The 20,452-nt window shown below is 73.1% G+C and carries 18 protein-coding genes; 6 read left to right on the top strand and 12 right to left on the bottom strand.

The genetic code is table 11. The features are described 5' to 3' along the window. Positions 1-3 precede the first annotated feature (3 nt). A complete protein-coding gene (gene recA, locus IF655_RS10285) occupies positions 4-1,122 on the bottom strand; it encodes a recombinase RecA (protein WP_199583829.1) in 1,119 nt (372 codons plus the stop codon). Positions 1,123-1,383: 261 nt separating this feature from the next. After that, the gene (locus IF655_RS10280) at positions 1,384-2,181 is read right to left on the bottom strand and encodes a thioesterase family protein (protein ID WP_199583828.1); all 798 of its coding nucleotides are present in this window, start codon (positions 2,179-2,181) and stop codon (positions 1,384-1,386) included. A 212-nt stretch (positions 2,182-2,393) separates the two neighbouring features. On the opposite strand from IF655_RS10280, the gene IF655_RS10275 reads away from it, so the two are divergent. The 3 genes from IF655_RS10275 to IF655_RS10265 all read left to right on the top strand — a co-directional run bounded on the left by IF655_RS10275 (position 2,394) and on the right by IF655_RS10265 (position 5,110). After that, on the top strand, positions 2,394-3,422 hold the full coding sequence (locus IF655_RS10275; RefSeq protein ID WP_199583827.1) for an NAD-dependent epimerase/dehydratase family protein: 1,029 nt from the start codon (positions 2,394-2,396) through the stop codon (positions 3,420-3,422). Positions 3,423-3,457: 35 nt separating this feature from the next. Next, on the top strand, positions 3,458-4,264 hold the full coding sequence (locus IF655_RS10270) for a helix-turn-helix domain-containing protein (protein WP_206775696.1): 807 nt from the start codon (positions 3,458-3,460) through the stop codon (positions 4,262-4,264). 90 nt (positions 4,265-4,354) lie between these two features. Continuing rightward, entirely contained in the window at positions 4,355-5,110 is a 756-nt protein-coding gene (locus tag IF655_RS10265; RefSeq protein ID WP_199583825.1) for a hypothetical protein, read from the top strand. 24 nt (positions 5,111-5,134) lie between these two features. Here the strand turns inward: IF655_RS10265 and IF655_RS10260 are convergent, their stop codons facing one another. Further along, entirely contained in the window at positions 5,135-6,394 is a 1,260-nt protein-coding gene (locus IF655_RS10260) for an AI-2E family transporter (protein WP_374100230.1), read from the bottom strand. 164 nt (positions 6,395-6,558) lie between these two features. Beyond that, the gene (locus IF655_RS10255) at positions 6,559-6,753 is read right to left on the bottom strand and encodes a DUF3046 domain-containing protein (protein ID WP_199583824.1); all 195 of its coding nucleotides are present in this window, start codon (positions 6,751-6,753) and stop codon (positions 6,559-6,561) included. 79 nt (positions 6,754-6,832) lie between these two features. On the opposite strand from IF655_RS10255, the gene IF655_RS10250 reads away from it, so the two are divergent. Further along, positions 6,833-7,777 carry a hypothetical protein gene (locus IF655_RS10250; RefSeq protein WP_199583823.1) on the top strand — a complete coding sequence of 315 codons (945 nt, stop codon included), beginning with the start codon at positions 6,833-6,835 and terminating at the stop codon, positions 7,775-7,777. 12 nt (positions 7,778-7,789) lie between these two features. Here the strand turns inward: IF655_RS10250 and IF655_RS10245 are convergent, their stop codons facing one another. The 3 genes from IF655_RS10245 to IF655_RS10235 form a co-directional block, all read right to left on the bottom strand. After that, positions 7,790-8,098 (bottom strand): AzlD domain-containing protein, encoded by a 309-nt coding sequence (locus IF655_RS10245; RefSeq protein ID WP_199583822.1) that lies wholly within the window; start codon positions 8,096-8,098, stop codon positions 7,790-7,792. Next, positions 8,095-8,871 carry an AzlC family ABC transporter permease gene (locus IF655_RS10240; protein WP_307814897.1) on the bottom strand — a complete coding sequence of 259 codons (777 nt, stop codon included), beginning with the start codon at positions 8,869-8,871 and terminating at the stop codon, positions 8,095-8,097. Before IF655_RS10240 ends, IF655_RS10245 begins: the two co-directional genes overlap by 4 nt. Before the next feature lie 94 nt (positions 8,872-8,965). Next, positions 8,966-9,805 (bottom strand): AraC family transcriptional regulator, encoded by an 840-nt coding sequence (locus IF655_RS10235; protein ID WP_199583821.1) that lies wholly within the window; start codon positions 9,803-9,805, stop codon positions 8,966-8,968. 100 nt (positions 9,806-9,905) lie between these two features. Between IF655_RS10235 and IF655_RS10230 the strand changes: the two genes are divergently transcribed. Next, a complete protein-coding gene (locus tag IF655_RS10230; protein WP_199583820.1) occupies positions 9,906-14,852 on the top strand; it encodes an ATP-dependent helicase in 4,947 nt (1,648 codons plus the stop codon). A gap of 97 nt (positions 14,853-14,949) precedes the next feature. After that, entirely contained in the window at positions 14,950-15,792 is an 843-nt protein-coding gene (locus IF655_RS10225; RefSeq protein WP_199583819.1) for an Fpg/Nei family DNA glycosylase, read from the top strand. 632 nt (positions 15,793-16,424) lie between these two features. On the opposite strand, the gene IF655_RS10220 is transcribed toward IF655_RS10225, so the two are convergent. From IF655_RS10220 to rimO, 5 genes are all read right to left on the bottom strand, one after another. After that, on the bottom strand, positions 16,425-16,895 hold the full coding sequence (locus tag IF655_RS10220; protein WP_199583818.1) for a Dps family protein: 471 nt from the start codon (positions 16,893-16,895) through the stop codon (positions 16,425-16,427). Positions 16,896-17,174: 279 nt separating this feature from the next. Then, positions 17,175-17,549, bottom strand: coding sequence for a helix-turn-helix domain-containing protein (locus tag IF655_RS10215; protein WP_018547420.1), 375 nt, complete (start codon positions 17,547-17,549; stop codon positions 17,175-17,177). 109 nt (positions 17,550-17,658) lie between these two features. After that, positions 17,659-18,204: a CinA family protein gene (locus IF655_RS10210; RefSeq protein ID WP_199583817.1), complete on the bottom strand. Its 546-nt coding sequence runs from the start codon at positions 18,202-18,204 to the stop codon at positions 17,659-17,661. Further along, entirely contained in the window at positions 18,201-18,944 is a 744-nt protein-coding gene (gene pgsA / locus IF655_RS10205) for a CDP-diacylglycerol--glycerol-3-phosphate 3-phosphatidyltransferase (RefSeq protein WP_199583816.1), read from the bottom strand. The genes IF655_RS10210 and pgsA overlap by 4 nt, the downstream gene beginning before the upstream one ends. Continuing rightward, positions 18,941-20,413, bottom strand: coding sequence for a 30S ribosomal protein S12 methylthiotransferase RimO (rimO, locus tag IF655_RS10200; protein ID WP_199583815.1), 1,473 nt, complete (start codon positions 20,411-20,413; stop codon positions 18,941-18,943). Before rimO ends, pgsA begins: the two co-directional genes overlap by 4 nt. Positions 20,414-20,452 lie beyond the last annotated feature (39 nt).

Genomic DNA, 20,452 nt, shown 5'->3' with positions numbered 1-20,452 from the left:
GGATCAGCTCTTGGCTGCGGCGGCCTTGGGCTTGGTGGCCTTGGCCGCCGGGGCCGCCTTGGTGTCGGCGGGGGCAGCGGGGGTGACCGCCGCGTCCGCGCCGGGTTCGGCAGCGGGCTCCTGGGGACGGACGCCGACGCCCAGCTTCTCCTTGATCTTCTTCTCGATCTCGTTGGCCAGGTCGGGGTTGTCCTTGAGGAAGTTGCGCGCGTTCTCCTTGCCCTGGCCGAGCTGGTCGCCCTCGTACGTGTACCAGGCACCGGCCTTGCGCACGAAGCCGTGCTCCACGCCCATGTCGATCAGACCGCCCTCGCGGCTGATGCCCTGGCCGTAGAGGATGTCGAACTCGGCCTGCTTGAAGGGCGGGGCGACCTTGTTCTTGACGACCTTGCAGCGGGTGCGGTTGCCGACCGCCTCGGTGCCGTCCTTCAGGGTCTCGATGCGGCGGATGTCGATGCGCACCGAGGCGTAGAACTTCAGCGCGCGGCCACCGGTCGTGGTCTCCGGCGAGCCGAACATGACGCCGATCTTCTCGCGGAGCTGGTTGATGAAGATCGCGGTGGTCTTGGACTGGTTGAGCGCGCTGGTGATCTTCCGGAGCGCCTGGCTCATCAGACGGGCCTGGAGACCGACGTGGCTGTCACCCATCTCGCCCTCGATCTCCGCACGCGGGACGAGCGCGGCGACGGAGTCGATGACGATGAGGTCGAGGGCGCCGGAGCGGACCAGCATGTCCACGATCTCGAGCGCCTGCTCGCCGTTGTCGGGCTGGGAGAGGATCAGGTTGTCGATGTCGACGCCGAGCTTCTTCGCGTACTCGGGGTCGAGGGCGTGCTCCGCGTCCACGAAGGCGACCTGGCCGCCCGCCTTCTGGGCGTTGGCCACGGCGTGCAGGGTCAGGGTCGTCTTGCCGGAGGACTCGGGGCCGTAGATCTCCACGACACGGCCGCGCGGCAGGCCGCCGACGCCGAGGGCGACGTCGAGAGCGGTCGACCCGGTGGGGATGACCTCGATGGGCTCCATCGACCGCTCGCCCATGCGCATGACAGCGCCCTTGCCGAATTGTCGTTCAATCTGTGCGAGCGCGGCGTCGAGCGCCTTCTCGCGGTCGGTTCCTGCCATGGGTTCCACCCGGTTTGCTTGAGTCGATCGCTTCACGTCAAAGACGCTAACGCCTGCCACTGACAATGCGCCCCGACGTCGGTCCGGCCTGTGGATAACTGGGGGATGTTTCTATCCGAACCACCACGAAACACCCGCCAGAAGCCTCGCCCGAGCTTCCATCAGAATGGATGTTCGATTTTCGTGTCAAGCGTCACCCGGGGTGAAAACGGCGCCGCCGAGCGAGCCCCGCACGCCCCTCGGCTACCGGCCGCCCCTCGACTACCGCCCGCCCCCGCCGACCGGCCGCACCGTCAGCATCTGCTGGGCGTGCCCGACCGGGCCGTGGAGGTCGTGGAGGACCGTGCTGGTCACGCCCTGGCCCGTGGGACCGAAGGTCACCGAGGTGTCGAGCCCGGTCCAGGGACCCTCGGGGGTGCGGTGGAGGTGGAGCGTCAGGTCGACGTTGGGGAAGATCCACTCGGTGGGCGGCTGACGGACGGCGATGCCGTTGGCGGTGTCCACCAGGGCGACGTAGGAGGCGAGGGGGCTCGCGGGCTGTCCGGCGACGAGGTCGAGCCCGCTTTGGATCCAGACGGTCGCGCGGCCGGGGCGCGGGGACGCGACCGGGCGCACGTCGATGGAGGCGATGTAGCCGCCCGGCCAGAGGGAGGCCATCGGCCAGGGCGCGAGCGCGTCGGGCGGGGTGAGCGGTTCGGGCCCGCCCCCGGTCACCGCCGCCGTGTCACCGGCCGCGAGGAACCACACGCGACCGCGCACGACGGGCCGCCCGGCGATGAGTACGACGGCCTCGACCAGCTCGATGGTGCGCCCGGGCCTGATCACCTCCACCCGGATCTCGCACTCGTCGAGCGCCAGGCGCCCGAGGATGTCGAAGCTGATCCGCGACGGGACCAGACCGCTGTCCGGACGCCCCGCCAGGTGGCGGTCGATGGCGTGGACGACGAGACCGCCCAGCGGGCTGAAGTGCTGTTCGTCGGTGTCCCAGGCGCCACCGGTGTGCGCGGTGGGCTTGTAGCGGTGCTCGTCGATGGGCTCGTAGTAGCTGCCGGTGCTCACGAAGACACTCACCTCTCGGCCGAACGGATCGGGCAGGGCCAGCGTGCCAGCACCGGATCTTGGACCAGCACGCGGCCCCTCGATCACCCCAGACGCCCCGCCACCCTCGGCACCCCGCACCCCCGCCACCCCCGGCACCCCGATCCTGTCCCCGCGAGTACTGGTATCCACGGGATCTGGAGCCCACCGACCGCTCCCGCGACCCTGAGGCCATGGCACATGTACTCGTCACCGGAGGCACCGGATTCCTCGGCGCCCACACGATCGCCCGGCTCCTGACGGCCGGGCACACCGTCACCACCACGGTCCGCTCCCCCGGCCGCGAGCCCGAGGTCGGCCGGATGCTCGCCGCCGCCGGGGCGCCGGGACGGGACGGTGTGCGGTGCGTGGTGGCGGACCTCGGCTCGGACGAGGGCTGGGACCGGGCCGTGGCGGGCGCCGAGCACGTCCTGCACCTGGCGTCCCCCTTCCCCGCGACCCAGCCGCGCGACGAGGACGAGGTGATCGTCCCAGCCCGCGACGGAGCGCTGCGCGTGCTGCGCGCCGCCCGCGCCGCCGGTGTCCGGCGCACCGTGCTGACCTCGTCGTTCGCGGCGGTGGGTTACGGACACGGCCGTACCGCGCGCGTGTTCACCGAGGACGACTGGACGGACCCCTCCGGCGCGGACGTCACCCCGTACGTCAAGTCCAAGGCGCTCGCGGAACGGGCCGCCTGGGACTTCGTCGGCAGCGAGGGCGGCGGGCTGGAGCTGACCGTGATCAACCCGGTGGGGATCTTCGGACCGGTGCTGGGTCCGGACTACGCCGCCTCCATCCGGATCGTGCACACCATGCTGACCGGCGGGATGCGGGTGGCGCCGCCCCTGTGGACCAACACGGTCGACGTGCGGGACGTGGCCGATCTCCATGTGCGTGCCATGACGGCTCCGCAGGCCGCCGGGAAGCGCTATCTCGCGCTGGCGGGCGAGCCGGTCTCGTTCCACGGGATCGCCGCCGCGCTGCGTGCCGGGCTCGGCGCCGCCGCCGACCGGACGCCCACCAAGACCGCCCCCGCCTGGCTGCTGCGGCTGCTCGCCACGGTCCGTCCGGCGCTGCGCGAGACGGTGCCGCAACTGGGCGTCGTGCGCAGGGCCTCCCACGCCAGAGCCCGCGAGGAGCTGGGCTGGTCCCCGCGCTCGAACGAGGAGGCTGTCGTGGCCACCGGCGAGAGCCTGCTCCGTCTCGGACTGCTGACCGGCTGACGCGAGCGGTTAGCGTCGAAGGCGTGACGCACGACATGGCAGACACCCTGGGCGAGTTCCTGCGGGCCCGGCGCGCCCGGATCGGTCCGGAGGAGGCGGGGCTGCCCGCGGGGAGCCGCCGCCGGGTGCCCGGGCTGCGCCGCGAGGAGGTCGCGCAGCTCGCCGGGATCAGTCCCGAGTACTACCTGCGCCTGGAGCAGGGCCGCAATCTCAATCCCTCCGACCAGATCCTCGCCGGGCTCGCGGGCGCGCTGCGGCTCGACGAGGACGCGGTCGCCTATCTCCACCGCCTCGCCCGTACGGCGTCCGCACCCCGGAGCCGACGCCGCATACGCGCGCGTACCGAGCAGGACGCCCCGCAGGCGCTCCTGGACAGTTGGCCGGACACTCCCGCCTACGCGCAGGGCACCGGCGGCCGGGTGGTCGCGGCGAACCGCCTGGCGGTGCTGCTGTGCCCGTTCTTCGCCGTGGGGTCCGACCCGCTGCGCGCCGCCTTTCTGGAACCGGGGATGCGCGCGCTGTACCCGCACTGGGACGAGATGACCGCCAAGGCGGTCTCCGGTCTGCGCGCCATGCTCGACGTGGAGGACCCCGATCCCGCCCTCCTGGAGACCATCGGCGAACTCACCCTCGCCAGCGAGCGGTTCGCCGCCCTGTGGGCGCGCCGCGAGGTCCGCCGCCGCGACACCGGCCACACCCTGCTGCGCCACCCGGTCGTCGGCGACCTGGAGCTGCGCTACGAGAAGCTGCTCCGCCCGCGGGCCCGTCAGCTCATCGTGGTCTACCACGCCGACCCGGGCTCCCCCTCCGCCGACCGCCTGCGCCTGCTCGCCGACGGCTGAGCCGCCCTGAGCCGCCTGCTCCCGGCGTCGTACGACAGGTGCCTCCGGTCGTACGACGACCGCGTCGGGCGCCGCCGGAAGCCTAGGCGCATGAACAATCCACGCCCCGCCGTACGCGCCGTAGAACGCCTCTGCCATGTGACCGGGCTGCTGCTCGTGCTCTCCGGTCTCGTTCATCTGGTGGTGTTCGCGGTCGACGGCGGACCGTGGGACGGACCGGTCTCCTGGCGCAAGCCGGTCACGTTCGGGCTGTCCTTCGGGGTGACGCTCATGGCCGTCGCCTGGGTCACGTCGTACGTGCGGCTCGGCGCGCGCACGCGCGTGGTGCTGCTCGGCGTGTTCGCCGCCGACTGTGTGGTGGAGGTCGGCGGGATCACGCTCCAGGCGTGGCGGCGGGTGCCCTCGCATCTGAACATGGAGACGCCGTTCGACACGGGCGTGTCCATGATGCTCGCGGTCGGGGGCGGCGTCCTGGTGGTGGTGCTCGGCGTCTTCGCCGTCGCGTCCTTCCGGCGGCGTCCCGGCGGACCTGCGGGGATGGCGCTCGCGGTGCGCTCCGGGTTCGCGATCCTGCTGGTGGCGCTGGCCTCGGGCGCCGTCATGATCGCGCGCGGGGTCGTCCTCACCCGCACCGGTCACCAGGAGGTCGCCTATCACTCGACGGCGCCGCTGAAGCCGCTGCACGGGGTGAGCCTGCACGCCGTAATGGTCCTGCCGGTGCTGGCGTGGCTGCTGTCCCGCACCACCGCGAGCGCGCGGACCCGGTGGCGGATCGTGGCGGCGGCCACCGGGTGCTACGTCGTGGCGGTCGCGGGAGCCGTGGTGTGGGCCGTGCTGGCGTACTGAGACGGCCCGCCACGGCCCGCCTGGTCAGGACGGCGCCTTCTCCTCCGTCGGCCGCTCGCGCGCCCACAGCAGGCGGGGAAGCATCCCGGGCCGGTTCGCGCGCAGACGGTGTCCCTGGACGCGCGGGTCGTCCGTGACCTTGTAGCGCTTCACGTAGGCGCCGAGGAACGCCTGGAGCGTGGCGACCGCCGGGATGGCGATCAGGGCGCCGACCGCGCCGAGCAGGGCGGTGCCCGCGATGACCGAGCCGAAGGCCACCGCCGGGTGGATGTCGACGGTCTTGGAGGTCAGCTTGGGCTGGAGCATGTAGTTCTCGAACTGCTGGTAGACCACGACGAAGACCAGCACCCACACCGCGTACCAGGGCGCCACGGTGAACGCGATCAGCATCGGCAGCGCGCCCGCGAGGTAGGTGCCGATGGTCGGTATGAACTGCGAGACCAGGCCCACCCAGACGCCGAGCACGGGCGCGTACGGCACGCCGAGTGCCTGGAGCAGGACGTAGTGGGCGACGCCGGAGATGAGCGCCATGAGGCCGCGCGAATAGATGTAGCCGCCGGTCTTGTCGACGGCGATCTCCCACGCGCGCAGCACCTCGGCCTGGCGCGCGGGCGGCAGCACCGAGCACAGTCCGCGCCGCAGCCGGGGTCCGTCGGCGGCGAAGTAGAACGAGAACAGTCCGACCGTGAGGAGCTGGAAGAGCCCGCCGAGCACCTGGGCGGACACGTCGAGGACACCGGCCGCGCTGTTCTGCGCGTACTTGCGCAGCCAGTCGGAGTGCAGCAGTCCCTCCTGCACGTCCACCCTCTTGAGCTGCGTGTGGAAGGTCTGGTTGATCCAGTTGATCAACGAGTCCAGGTACTCCGGGAAACCCTCGATCATCTTGATGATCTGTCCGGCCAGCATCGAGCCGAGCAGGGTGACGAAACCCGCCGTGACGACCGCGAGACCGAGGAAGACCAGGAAGGTGGCGAGTCCCCGGCGCATCCCGCGCGCGGACATCCGGCTGACGGCCGGTTCGATCGCGAGGGACAGGAAGAACGCGATCAGGATGTTGATCAGCAGCCCGGTCAACTGGTGGAAGGCCCAGCTTCCGAACTGGAAGGTGGCGATCAGCGCGAGCGCGAGCACCATGGCGCGCGGCAGCCAGCGCGGCATCCTGGCGTTGCGCAGGGTGGTGCCGTCGGCCGGCGCAACGGCGGGTGCCACCGGTTCGGCCGGAGGCGCCGCGGGCCCGGACGGGGATGCCGTGGGCCGGTCGTCGAGGTCGTCAGTAGGTGCCACGCGCCAAGTCTCGCCCACGCCGCCGACAGCCGGTGCCGCTCGGGGCGGGCTCGGCCTATGACCGTGGACACATACGCCCTCGGGCGGCCCCCGCGGCCGGGCGATCCGCGTATTTCGCGGGTGTCTTCCGGCCGATGCGGCAGGTCATCGCAGGTGCGCGTATATCAGCGCTTCTCGCCTGGCACGTCCATGACCGAGCACACCACCCGCCACACGTCCTTGGCGGCCCAGCCCGCGTCCAGCGCCTCGTTCACCGTACGTCCGCCCAGTTCGGACATGACATGGTCGCGCGCGAACATCTCGGCGTATCCCGTGCCGAAGTGTTCCGCCATCCGCTGCCAGAAGACCGTCAACCGCATGACTCCAGTATCCCGCCCTCGGGGGTGCCCCTGTCCGGGACCGTCCACAAGGAGCGCGTCGCGCCCTACGGTCTGACCCATGTCCGACTCGGGAACCACCCCACGCCCCCTCGTGCCCCCGGCGCACTCCCCGCTCTTCCGTGCCGAGCAGTTCGTCTGGCTCACCGCGCGCGTACTGGAGCAGCGGCTCTTCGCGTTCCACTTCCTGAACGGCGCCGCCGACCCGGTGGAGGCGGCGCTGGACGCCTATCGCAACGACGACGGCGGGTACGGCCACGCCCTCGAACCCGATCTGCGCGGTCCGGTGAGCCAGCCGCTGCACACCGCCCGCGCGCTGCGCGTGCTGGACGCGGTCGGCCGCTGCGGCGGTCAGCGGGTGGAGCGGCTGTGCCGCTATCTGACGTCGGTGTCCACCATGGACGGCGCGCTGCCCGCCGTGGACCCCTCCCAGCGCGGCTATCCGGCGGCGCCGTTCGTGCCTGTCGTGGACGATCCGCCGAGCGAGCTGCTCGCGACCGGTCCCGTGGTGGGGCTGCTGCACCGCAACGAGGTGTGGCACGCGTGGCTGTTCCGGGCCACCGACTTCTGCTGGGAGGCGGTGGAGTCGCTGGAGAAGTCCCACCCGTACGAGGTGGAGGCGGCCGTGGCCTTCCTGGACTCCGCGCCCGACCGCCCGCGCGCGCAGGCGGCAGCCGACCGGCTCGGGCGCATGGTGCGCGAACAGCGGCTCGCGGCGCTGGAGCCGGACCGCCTCGACGCGTACCCGGTCGCCACCGGCTACGCCCCGGACGAGCACCACTTCCCGCACGACTTCGCCCGCACCCCGGAGTCGCTCGCGCGCGCGTGGTTCACCGACGAGGAGATGAACCGCTCCCTGGACTTCCTCGCCGCCGAGCAGCAGGAGGACGGCGGCTGGCCGGTCCGCTGGCGTGAGTGGGCGCCCGCACCGGCCCTGGAGGCGCGCCCGGCCGTGACGATCGACGCGCTGCGCACCCTGCGGGCGTACGGCCGCTACGTGGGCTGACGACGGCTCCCGTCACCCACCGAGCATCCGCACCCCCGCCGTCACCGCCACGGCCGCCGCGACCACCACCAGGAACGGCGCGCGCAGCACCAGGGCGACGGCAGCCGCCGCGACACCGGCCGCGCGGGCGTCCAGGACCAGCGTGTGGCCGTCGGCGAAGGTCTGCTGGGCCGTGAGCGCGGCCAGGAGGGCGACCGGGAGCAGGGCGGCGAGGCGCCGTACCAGGGGGCGTTCCATGGCTCCGGCGGGGACGAGGAGTCCGGCGAGCTTGACGGCGTAGCAGCCGAGGGCGGTCGCGCCGATCGCGATCCAGGTGTTCAACGGTTCTCCTCGGAGTCGTCCGGCAGTGCGGCCGGGTCGGGTATGCCCTCGCCGCCCCGGCCGGTGACGCGGCGCTCCGCGAGCAGGGCCAGCGGTGCCGCGAGCGCCGCCACCAGGACCGGCACCCCGGCGGGCAGTACGGGCAGCAGACCGAGTCCGAGCAGGACCGCGAGGCCCGCGACCGCGCGCTCGGTGGTGGTGCGCAGCATGGGCGCGAGCAGGGCCAGGAACACGGCGGGTCCGGCGGCGTCCAGACCCCAGGCGTCGGTGTCCCCGATGGCGCGGGCGCCCAGCGCGCCGAGCAGCGTGGTCAGGTTCCACAGCACGTACAGGCTGAGCCCGGTGACGGTGAAGCCGAGCCGCGCGCCGCGCCGGTCGCGCTGCGCCAGGGTGACGGCGGTGGTCTCGTCGATCACCCACTGCGCGGCGAGCGGCCTGAGCGCGCGCGGGAGGGCCAGCACCTGGGAGAGGCGCAGTCCGTAGAACGCGTTGCGCACGCCCAGGAAGAACGCCCCGGCGGCGGCCGTGAACGGGCTGCCTCCGGCCGCGAGCGCCCCGACAAGGGCGAACTGCGAGGCGCCGGTGAACACCAGGAGGCTGAGCGCGCAGGTCTGGAGCAGCCCGAGCCCGCTGCCGGCCGAGGTGACGCCGAAGGCGAATCCGGAGAGCCCGACGGCGACGCCCACCCCGAGGGCGTCCCGTACGACGGCGCTGTCCGGCCGTGCCGCGCCTTGGGCGGCCCTGTTCGCGAGTGCTGTCTGTTGCTGTGCCACGCCCCGGACGCTACGGCCGCTCGCGCGCGCGGGTCTTGTACGTTCTTGCGCCCGCCCCGGACCCGTCCTCGACCTCCGGTGCCGTTCCGCGCCTCTAGTGACGCTCGCGCCGGTACGCCCCCGGCGGCACTCCCACGATCCGGGTGAAGTGCCGGTTCAGATGCGGCTGGTCGGTGAAGCCGACGGCGACGGCCACCTCCGCGGGCGCGCTGCCCGCGTCCAGGAGAAGCCGCGCACGGCGTACCCGGGCGTCGGTCAGCCAGGTGTGCGGCGGCATCCCGTAGGCGGCGCGGAAGGCGCGCAGCAGGGCGAACGGGCTGGTGCCGAGGTCGGCGGCGAGCCGCTCCAGCGTGGGCGGCGCGGCCATCCGTTCCTGGAGCACGGCACGCGCGCGTGCGGCGAGCGAGGCTCCGGCGCTGCGGGGGCGCCGCTCGGGCAGCGCGCCCCCGTTGAGCCGCAGCAGCCGGGTCACGGCCACGCTCAGCAGGGTGTCGGCGGCCAGCGCGTTGCCCTCGTCGACGGCGCGCAGCACCTGGTGGACCAGGCGGGCGGCGTACGGGTCGTCGAGCACCGGGGTGACGAAGCCCGGCGTGCCCCGGAGCGTGGTCGTCTCGGCGGCGATGCGCGCCACCACCTCGGGCGAGGGGTAAATGGCGCCGTACCGCCAGCCCTCGGGGACGCCTGCCCGGCCGGTGTGCGGGGTGTCCGGGTTGACCAGCGCGAGGGCACCGGCGCCCGCGGAGACGTCGCTGCCCCCGTGCTGGAAGACCTCGACGCCGTCGGCGATGGCGGCGATCACGAAGTGCTCGTGGGTGTGCCGGACGAAGCTCTTGCGGATGTAGCGGGCGCGCAGCAGGTCCACACCGGGCAGTTCGTCGTACCGCCAGTGCCGTGCCCGCTCGGTCGACGACCGCGCCCGCTCCCCTGAAGACATGCGCCCATTGTCCGCCACGACCGGCCGGTCCGCGCGGCCCGCTTCCGTACCGTTTGCGCAGGTCAGGCGGATTGTCAGTGGCGGGGTGCAGGATGGATGCATGGTCAGTTCCGCCCCTTCGGCCCTCGACGGCTTCTCCCCCGCGACCCGCGGCTGGTTCACGGGGGCGTTCTCCGCGCCCACCGAGGCCCAGGAGGGCGCCTGGCGGGCGATCCAGGAGGACTCGGACGCGCTGGTGGTCGCGCCGACCGGCTCCGGCAAGACGCTGGCCGCGTTCCTCGCCGCGCTGGACCGGCTGACCTCCACACCGCCCCCGGCCGACCCGAAGAAGCGCTGCCGGGTGCTGTACGTGTCACCGCTGAAGGCTCTCGCGGTCGACGTGGAGCGCAATCTGCGCAGCCCGCTGACCGGCATCCGCCAGGAGTCCGTCCGTCTCGGCCTGCCCGAGCCCGAGGTCAAGGTGGGCATCCGTTCCGGCGACACCCCGCCCGCCGAGCGGCGCGCGCTGACCACGCGCCCGCCGGACATCCTGATCACCACGCCCGAGTCGCTGTTCCTGATGCTGACGTCCGCCGCGCGCGACGCGCTGACGGGCATCGAGACGGTGATCCTGGACGAGGTGCACGCGGTCGCGGGCACCAAGCGCGGCGCGCATCTCGCGCTGTCCCTGGAGCGGCTGGACGAGCTGCTACCCAAGCCCGCCCGCCGCATCGGTCTGTCCGCGACCGTCCGCCCGGTGGACGAGGTGGCGCGGTTCCTGTCGCCCGGCCGCAAGGTGGAGATCGTCCAGCCGGAGTCCGGCAAGGAGTTCGACCTGTCGGTCGTCGTCCCGGTCGAGGACATGGGCGAGCTGGGCGGCTCCCCCGCGGCCGACGGCGGCGAGGGCGCGGAGAAGCCGTCGATCTGGCCCCACGTCGAGGAGCGGATCGCGGACCTGGTGCAGTCCCACCGCTCGACCATCGTGTTCGCCAACTCACGCCGCCTGGCGGAGCGGCTGTGCAACCGGCTCAACGAGATCGCCTACGAGCGCGCCACCGGCGAGAAACTCGACGAACACCACGCCCCGGCCCAGTTGATGGGCGGTTCGGGCGCCGCCCAGGGCGCGCCGCCGGTCATCGCCCGCGCGCACCACGGCTCGGTCTCCAAGGAACAGCGCGCCCTGGTCGAGGAGGACCTGAAGGCGGGCCGCCTGCCCGCCGTGGTCGCCACCTCCAGCCTGGAGCTGGGCATCGACATGGGCGCGGTCGATCTCGTCGTCCAGGTGGAGTCCGCGCCCTCGGTCGCCTCCGGGCTCCAGCGCGTGGGACGCGCGGGCCACCAGGTCGGCGCGGTCTCCACCGGTGTGGTCTTCCCGAAGTACCGGGGCGACCTGGTGCAGGCCGCGGTGGTCACCGAGCGGATGCGCTCGGGGCGCATCGAGTCCCTGAAGGTGCCGTCCAACCCGCTGGACGTGCTCGCCCAGCAGCTCGTCGCCATGACGTCACTGGACACCTGGCAGTACGACGACCTGCTCGCCGTGGTGCGCCGCGCGGCGCCCTTCGCCTCGCTCCCCGAGTCGGCGTTCACGGCCACCCTGGACATGCTCGCGGGACGCTACCCGTCCGACGCGTTCGCGGAGCTGCGCCCGCGCGTGGTGTGGGACCGCGTGGCCGGGACGATCAGCGGGCGTCCGGGCGCCCAGCGGCTCGCGGTCACCTCCGGCGGCACGATCCCCGACCGGGGTCTGTTCGGGGTGTTCCTCGCCGGGTCCGACCCCAAGAAGGGCGGCGGCCGGGTCGGTGAGCTGGACGAGGAGATGGTCTACGAGTCCCGCGTGGGCGACGTGTTCACCCTGGGCACGAGTTCCTGGCGGATCGAGGACATCACCCGCGACAGGGTCCTGGTCTCCCCCGCGCCCGGGGTGCCGGGCAGGCTGCCGTTCTGGAAGGGCGACCAGCTCGGCCGCCCGCTCGAACTCGGCCGCGCGGTGGGCGCGTTCCTGCGCGAGGTCGGCTCGCTGTCCAAGGAGGACGCCCGGCTGCGCCTGCTGACGGCGGGCCTGGACGCCTGGGCGGCGGACAACGTGCTGTCCTACCTGGACGAACAGCGCGAAGCCTGCGGCCATGTCCCGGACGACCGCACGATCGTGGTCGAGCGCTTCCGCGACGAACTCGGTGACTGGCGCGTCGTCATCCACTCCCCCTTCGGCGCCCAGGTGCACGCTCCCTGGGCGCTCGCGCTGGGCGCCCGCCTGTCCGAGCGGTACGGCATGGACGCGCAGGTCATGCACGCCGACGACGGCATCGTGCTGCGGCTGCCCGACGCCGATCTGATGGGTCTCGACCTGCTCGACCACGAACCCGTGCGCGCGGGAACGGAGTTCGACAGCGAGCAGGCGCCGGTCGGCGCCGCGGACGTGGCCTTCGACAAGGCCGAGGTCGACCGGATCGTCACCGAACAGGTGGGCAGCTCCGCGCTGTTCGCCTCCCGGTTCCGCGAGTGCGCCGCGCGGGCACTGCTGCTGCCGCGCCGCAACCCCGGCAAGCGCACCCCGCTGTGGCAGCAGCGTCAGCGCGCGGCCCAACTCCTTGAGGTGGCGAGCGAGTTCGGTTCGTTCCCGATCGTCCTGGAGGCGATCCGCGAATGCCTCCAGGACGTGTTCGACGTGCCGGGACTCATCGAGCTGATGGGCGACCTGGAGTCCCGCAAGGTCCGCATGGTCGAGGTCACCACCCCCGAGCCGTCCCCGTTCGCCCGCTCCCTGCTGTTCGGTTACGTCGCCCAGTTCCTGTACGAGGGCGACTCCCCGCTCGCCGAGCGCAGGGCCGCCGCGCTGTCCCTGGACTCCCGGCTGCTGTCCGAGCTGCTCGGGCAGGCGGAGCTGCGCGAACTGCTCGACGCGGACGTGCTCGCCGAGCTGGAGCGCGAACTCCAGTGGCTCACCGAGGACCGCCGCGTCAAGGACGTCGAGGGCGTCGCGGACCTCCTGCGCCTCCTCGGCCCGCTGACCGACGAGGAGCTGGCCGAGCGCGGTGCCGAGCCGCAGTGGGCGCCGGAGCTGGCCGCCACCCGCCGCGCCATCCAGGTCCGTATCGCGGGGCGCGAGCACTGGGCCGCCGTCGAGGACGCGGGACGGCTGCGCGACGCGCTCGGCACCGCCCTGCCGGTCGGCGTGCCCGAAGCGTTCACCGAGCCGGTCAAGGACCCCCTCGGCGACCTCCTCGCGCGGTACGCGCGCACCCACGGCCCGTTCACCTCCACCAGCGCCGCCGCCCGCTTCGGTCTGGGCGTGGCGGTCACCGAGGGCGCCCTCCAGCGGCTCGCCGCGAGCAGCCGTGTGGTGCAGGGCGAGTTCCACCCGGCGGGCATCGGCCAGGAGTGGTGCGACGCGACGGTGCTGCGCCGGTTGCGCCGCCGTTCGCTGGCCGCGCTGCGGCACGAGCTGGAGCCGGTTCCGCCGCCCGCGCTCGCCCAGTTCCTGCCCCAATGGCAGCACATCGGCAAGGGTCACACCCTGCGCGGTATCGACGGACTGGTGCGCGCCGTCGAGCAGTTGCAGGGCGCGCCCGTGCCCGCGTCCGCCCTGGAGAAGCTGGTCCTGCCGTCCCGTGTCGCGGACTACAGCCCCGCGATGCTCGACGAACTCACCGCCGCCGGAGAGGTCGTCTGGTCCGGCGCGGGCGCCCTGCCCGGCAAGGACGGCTGGGTCTCCCTCTACCTCGCCGACACGGCCCCGCTGCTGCTGCCCCCGCCGCCCCCGCTGGAGCTGACCCCGCTCCACCAGTCGGTGCTCGGCGCCCTCTCGGCCGGCTACGGCCTGTTCTTCCGCCAGATCGCCGACCAGGTCCGCGCCACCACGCACCCCGAGGCGAGCGACGCCCACCTGGCCGACGCCCTCTGGGACCTGGCCTGGGCGGGGCGCCTCACCAACGACACGCTGGCGCCCATGCGTGCGCTGCTCGGCTCGGGCCGTACGGCCGGTTCGACGGCCCACCGCGCCAAGCGCACCATCCCGCGCGGGCGGTACGGCTCCCTGACCGCCGCCGCGCGCGCCGCCTCCCGTACGGGCCCGCCGACCGTCGCGGGCCGCTGGTCCCTGCTGCCCGCGCCCGAGCAGGACGCCACCGTGCGCGCCCACGCACGCGCCCGTGCCCTGCTCGACCGGCACGGCGTGGTGACCCGGGGCGCGGTCGCGGCGGAGGGCGTCGAGGGCGGCTTCTCGGCGGTGTACCGGGTGCTGTCCGCCTTCGAGGAGAGCGGTCAGGCGCGGCGCGGTTACGTGGTCGAGGGTCTGGGCGCCGCCCAGTTCGCGATGGACGGCGCGGTCGACCGGCTGCGCGCGGTGTCCAACGCGCGCGACCGCGGCGAGGCGCTGCCCGCCGCCTCGGACGGCTTCGCACCGCCCGACGGCACCCCGCCGTTCCCGGGCGCCCTCGACCAGCCGGGCGCGCCCGCCCCGGACGGCGACTTCGCCTGGCCCCCGCCGGGCGACGGCACCGCACCGGACACGTACGCCCCCACCGACCCCTTCGCGGACGCCGGATACGGCGGCCCTCGCGGCGGCGCCCCCGCGTCCCCCTTCGGCGCCGCCCCTGTCGCCCCCTTCGGTCCCGCCGCGAACCCCACGTACGCGAACCGCTCCTACGGGAGCCGCCGGGGCCGGACCCCCGCCCCCGACTCCCGCGCGGTGGTCCTGGCCGCCGCCGACCCCGCCAACGCCTACGGCGCCGCGCTCCCCTGGCCCGACTCGCCGACCGGTGCCGGGCACAAGCCTGGCCGCAAGGCGGGCGCGCTGGTCGTCCTGGTGGACGGCGAGCTGACGCTGTACATGGAGCGCGGCGGCAAGACCCTGCTGGCCTGGCCGTCCACCCCGGACGGCGCCGAAACCGAGGACCCGCGCCTGCGCGCGGCGGCCGAGGCGCTGGCAGCGGCGGCCCGCGCGGGCTCCCTGGGCACCGTCACGGTGGAGCGGATCAACGGCACAGCGGCACTGACCTCCCCCATAGGCACCCTGCTGGAGAACGCGGGCTTCATCGCGACCCCACGCGGTCTGCGGCTGAGAACCTGAGCCCCGATGAGCACCCCAGCACCCGCGCACCGCCGAGACCCCGACCGCACCCGGGTGACCCGAGCCGCACCACGCCCCGCCGTGGCACGCTGGAGCCATGCCCGAAGGTGACACGGTCTGGCAGGCCGCGAAACGGCTGCACACCGCGCTCGCGGGCCGGGTGCTGACCCGTAGCGACTTCCGGGTGCCGAGGTACGCGACGCTGGACCTCACCGGTCGTACGGTCCTTGGCACCGTCGCGCGCGGCAAGCACCTGCTCACCCGCTTCGAGGGCGGACTGACCCTGCACACGCATCTGCGCATGGAGGGCGCGTGGAAGGTGTACGCCCCCGGCGAGCGCTGGCGCGGCGGTCCCGGACATCAGATCCGCGCCGTCCTGGGCGCCGACGACCGCACGGCCGTCGGCTACCGCCTCCAGGTGCTGGAGTTCCTGCGCACCACCGACGAGGAGCGCGCGGTGGGCCACCTCGGTCCCGACCTGCTCGGCCCCGACTGGAACCCGGAACTCGCCCTCGCCAATCTCCAGGGGGACCCCGACCGCCCCCTCGGCGAGGCCCTGCTCGACCAGCGCAACCTGGCCGGTATCGGCAACATCTACAAGAGCGAGCTGTGCTTCCTGCTCGGCGTGACCCCCTGGCTGCCGGTCGGCGCACTGCCCCCGGACCGGGCCGCCCAGTTGCCCGCGGTGGCACAGCGGCTCCTGGAGATCAACCGCGACCGCCCCGTCCGCCAGACGACGGGGGTGCACCACTACGACCTCTTCGTGTACGGCCGCGCGCCCCGCCCCTGTCTGCGCTGCGGCACCTCCGTCCGGGTGGCCGACCAGGGCGACGGCTCCCAGGAGCGCCCCACCTACTGGTGCCCCACCTGCCAGCCGGGTCCCGCCCCGGCGCCCGGCTCGCCCCAGCGCTGGCGCGAGCGCCGGTCCCGCAGGTCCTGACCCGCAGCACTCACCCCGGCTGCCCGTTCCCCGACCCGGGACCACCCTCCCCAGGCGCCCCCGCACCGGACGACGACCCCGAGACAGGCACCCCCGCACCGGGCGACCCCGCACCAGACGGCGCCGAGTCGGCAGGCACCACAAGAGCCGGCCCCGCCACGGACGCCACCGAAACGGGCGGCCCGGAAGCAGCCGCTCCGGAAGCAGCCACCCCGGCGACACCCGCCCCAAGACCACCCGCCTCGGGAACCCCCGCCGCCACCCCGTCCCCGTTCACACTCCCACTCCCCCGCCAAGCCTCCCGCCACCGCCCCGCCCCCACGGCACCCGCCGCCCGCTCCCTGGCCACGCAGTGCACCGGCAGCACCCCCAGCCCCCACCCGCCGAGCACCACGGAGCCCTCCAGGACACCCGCGCCCTCTCCCAGTGCCAGCCGCAGCGCGGCCCACCACCACACCGCGCCCAGCCCGAGAGCAGTCCCCCAGCGCATCACACGCCCCACCATGGCCCGCCACCTCCAGCCGGACGCTAGACCGCCGTCTGTCCCGCGAGGAAGGCGCACCGAGGGCTCACCGGAGCAGGACCGGGGGACGGACTCCCGGTCCCTGCAAGTGCCCTGCATACGCCGGCGCCTAGGAGTTCTCCGCCTGCCACATCCAGTGGTGCTTCTCCAGGTCGCCCGTGATCCCGATGAGCAGGTCCTCGGTCACCGGGTCGGCGTCACCGGTCGCCTGCACACGTTCACGCATACGAGTGATGACCGCACCGAGGGCATCGACCATCGCGCCGACCGCGTCGGTGTCCTTGATCCAGCCTGCGGGCGGGGAGTCGATCCCGCTGCCGGATGCCACGGAAGCCGCCCGTCCGTCCGGCGAGACACCGAGCGCGGAGGCGCGTTCGGCCACCGTGTCGGAGTGGGCGCGCGCGGAGGCGACCACGTCGTCCAACTGGAGGTGTATGGAGCGGAAGCGCGGGCCGACGACGTTCCAGTGGATCTGCTTGGCGACCAGCGAGAGGTCCACCAGATCGACGAGCGCGCCCTGCAGGGCGTCGGAGACGGTCTTCAGCGCGTCCTCGGGCAGCGGGCTCTTCACCACGTACATCGCCGTTCCTCCGGGGGTCTCGGGCAGCCGGCATCGGCCTGCCTCCACCATGACCGGACCCGTGGACCCCGGCAAACGGTGGAGCCGGGGACGCAAGCCGCCACGCCGGAGCCCGGCACAAGCCCCGCCGATCGGAGGAACGCGGGCGCACACCCGCAAAGCCCCGCCCGCGAAGGGACGCGGACATGCGAAAGCCCCGGCCGGGCCTCACCAGGATCTCCCTGGGAAGCCCTGCCGGGGCTTCACGCGTTCGGGGCTGTCAGGCCGCGCGCGTGACGCTCACGCGGCGACCACGTCGACCGCCTCGGCCGGTGCCTTGATGGTCACCCGTTCCGGTGGCACACCGGTCACCGAGACGGAACCCAGCATCGGACGGACCGGCGCCGGGACGGCGTCGGTGACCGCGGCGGACTGGGCGAGCTCGGCGAGGGCGAGCTCGTCGCTCACTTCCCGCATGAGTTCCGACATCCGTACGTCCAGCGCGTCGCAGATGGCGGAGAGCAGTTCGGAGGAAGCCTCCTTCTGCCCCCGCTCCACCTCGGAGAGATAGCCGAGTGAGACTCGGGCGGACGAGGAGACTTCGCGCAGAGTACGGCCCTGGCGCTGGCGCTGCCGACGCAGCACGTCACCCAGCAGGCGACGGAGCAGAATCATCGGTGGCTCCCTCCTCGGACCGCGTAGCCGCATCCTTCTCGCCCCACCGTACCGCCTTGCGCCGCGGCCGTGCGGGGAGCGATGTCGTGTTCACTCAGGGCTGCAAACATCAAAACCCCCCGTTCCGTTCCGTATCCTGTGCCCGCTCATTTCCGGTCTGTTCGCCCGCAAGCTCCCGTAGAAGCAGCGCGAGTACGCTCCGTACACTCTCCCTACGAATTTCCGCACGGCTGCCGTTCAACCGCAGGGCCTCCACTTTTCCGCCGGGGGCGGAATCCAGGCGCTTTCCGGCCGGTCCGGCGACGGCGACGAAGACCGTCCCCACCGGGTTCCCGTCCTGCGGATCGGGGCCGGCGACGCCCGTGGTGGCGATGCCCCAGTCGGCCCCGAGGGCCTGGCGCACCCCTGCGGCCATCTGGGCCGCGACCTGCGGGTCCACCGCCCCGCGCCGCTCCAGCAGAGCGGCGTCGACACCGAGGAGCCGGTGCTTGAGCTCGGTGGCGTAAGCGGTGACCGAACCGCGGAAGACCCGGGACGCCCCGGGGACCGCGGTGATGTCGGCGGCGACCAGGCCACCGGTCAGCGACTCGGCGACGGCGAGCGTCTCTCCGCTCACCGTCAGTAGCCGGACCAGTTCGGTGGCCGTGGTCGTCACGCTTCCTGTTCCTCCAACGCCGCCGCGCGCTCCGCGATTCCCCGGCGGCGCAGCACGATGGCCTGTCTCACATAGTCGGCTCCGGTGACCACGGTGAGGATCACCGCGGCGGCCATCACCCAGAACCTGAGGCTGGCCAGCCAGCCGGTCAGCGCGAGCACGTACATGCCGACGGCGACGCCCTGGGTGAGCGTCTTGAGCTTGCCGCCCCGGCTCGCCGGGATCACGCCGTACCGGATGACCACGAAACGCAGCAGGGTGATGCCGAGTTCCCTACCGAGGATGATCCCCGTCACCCACCAGGGCAGGTCGCCCAGGGACGACAGGCAGATCAGCGCCGCGCCCATGATCGCCTTGTCGGCTATCGGGTCGGCGATCTTGCCGAAGTCGGTGACCAGGTTGTAGGTGCGCGCCAGATGACCGTCGAACAGATCGGTGATCATGGCGATGGCGAAGGCGGCCCAGGCGAGTGAGCGCCAGGCGGGGTCGTAGCCGCCGTCCTCCAGCATCAGGACGACGAAGCCGGGCACCAGGACCAGCCGGAGCATGGTCAGCAGATTGGCGACGTTCCAGACGCTGGCCTGGTTGACGGCGGCGGCCGCGAGCTTGCCGCCGCGCAGGGGACGCGCGTCCGGCGCGAGGGCGGGACCGGAGACCTCCGGAACACCGTCGGCGGCCCGGTCCGATGCGCTGCGCGCGCCGGGAGAGCCGCCCGAGGCGGATGCCGGGACTCCGGTCATCTGGCCGCCTCCTCGCTACACACCGACGAGCCCGGAAGCGGCTCGGCCACCAGGTCGACACCCTCGGTGCCGACCACCTTGGCCTCGACGATACGTCCCACGCTCAGGCCCTCGCCGCTCGTGAGCAGCACCTGGCCGTCCGTCTCCGGCGCCTGGTGGGCGCCGCGGCCGTACGTCCCGTCCTCGCCGTCCACGGACTCCACGAGGACGTGCACGGTCTCCCCGAGGCGCTCCTCGGCGCGCTGCGAGACCAGCTCCTCGGCGAGCCGCGAGACGCGGGCGAGGCGCTCGGCCACCACGTCCTCGTCGAGCTTGCCGTCGTAGGTCGCGGCTTCGGTGCCGTCCTCGTCCGAGTAGCCGAAGACGCCGATGGCGTCCAGGCGGGCGCCGGTGAGGAAGCGCTCCAGCTCGGCCAGGTCGGACTCGGTCTCGCCGGGGAATCCGACGATGAAGTTGGAGCGCACACCGGCCTGGGGCGCCTTGGACCGGATGGTGTCCAGCAGCTCCAGGAAGCGGTCGGTGTCGCCGAAGCGGCGCATGGAGCGCAGCACGTTCGGCGCGGAGTGCTGGAAGGACAGGTCGAAGTACGGCACGACCTTCGGGGTGGAGGTCAGCACGTCGATCAGACCGGGGCGCATCTCGGCCGGCTGGAGGTAGCTGACGCGCACCCGCTCGATGCCGTCCACCTCGGCCAGCTCGGGCAGCAGGGACTCCAGGAGGCGGATGTCGCCCAGGTCCTTGCCGTAGGAGGTGTTGTTCTCGGAGACCAGCATGATCTCCTTCACGCCCTGCTCGGCCAGCCAGCGCGTCTCGTTGAGCACGTCGCTGGGGCGGCGGGAGATGAAGGAGCCGCGGAAGGACGGGATGGCGCAGAAGGAGCAGCGCCGGTCGCAGCCGGAGGCGAGCTTGACCGAGGCGACCGGGGAGCCGTCCAGACGGCGGCGCAGGGGCGCGCGCGGTCCGGAGGCGGGCGCGAGCCCGTCCGGGAGGTCGGTCGGGCCGTGGCCGGGCAGGGCGACGGCGGCAGCGGACTTCTGGCGCTCGGCCGGGCTGATCGGCAGCAGCTTGCGGCGGTCGCGCGGGGTGTGGGCGGCGTGGATGCCGCCGGACAGGATGGTCTGCAGCCGGTCGGAGATGTCGGAGTAGTCGTCGAAGCCGAGCACGCCGTCGGCCTCGGGCAGCGCCTCGGCCAGCTCCTTGCCGTACCGCTCGGCCATGCAGCCCACGGCCACGACGGCCTGGGTTCTGCCGTGGTCCTTGAGGTCGTTGGCCTCCAGGAGGGCGTCGACGGAGTCCTTCTTGGCGGCTTCGACGAATCCACAGGTGTTGACGACGGCGACATCGGCGTCCGCGGCGTCCTCGACGAGCTGCCAGCCGTCCGCCTCCAAGCGGCCTGCGAGCTCCTCCGAGTCCACCTCGTTACGGGCGCAGCCGAGAGTGACGAGTGCGACGGTACGGCGTTCAGGCATGGGCTCAAGACTACTTTGTCTGACCGGCCCCCTATGTCG

The sequence above is a fragment of the Streptomyces sp. DSM 110735 genome (genome assembly GCF_016482685.1).
Lineage (GTDB): Bacteria > Actinomycetota > Actinomycetes > Streptomycetales > Streptomycetaceae > Streptomyces.
Note: the sequence above shows the minus strand (reverse complement) of the source record. Positions and strands in the feature narration are given on the sequence as shown.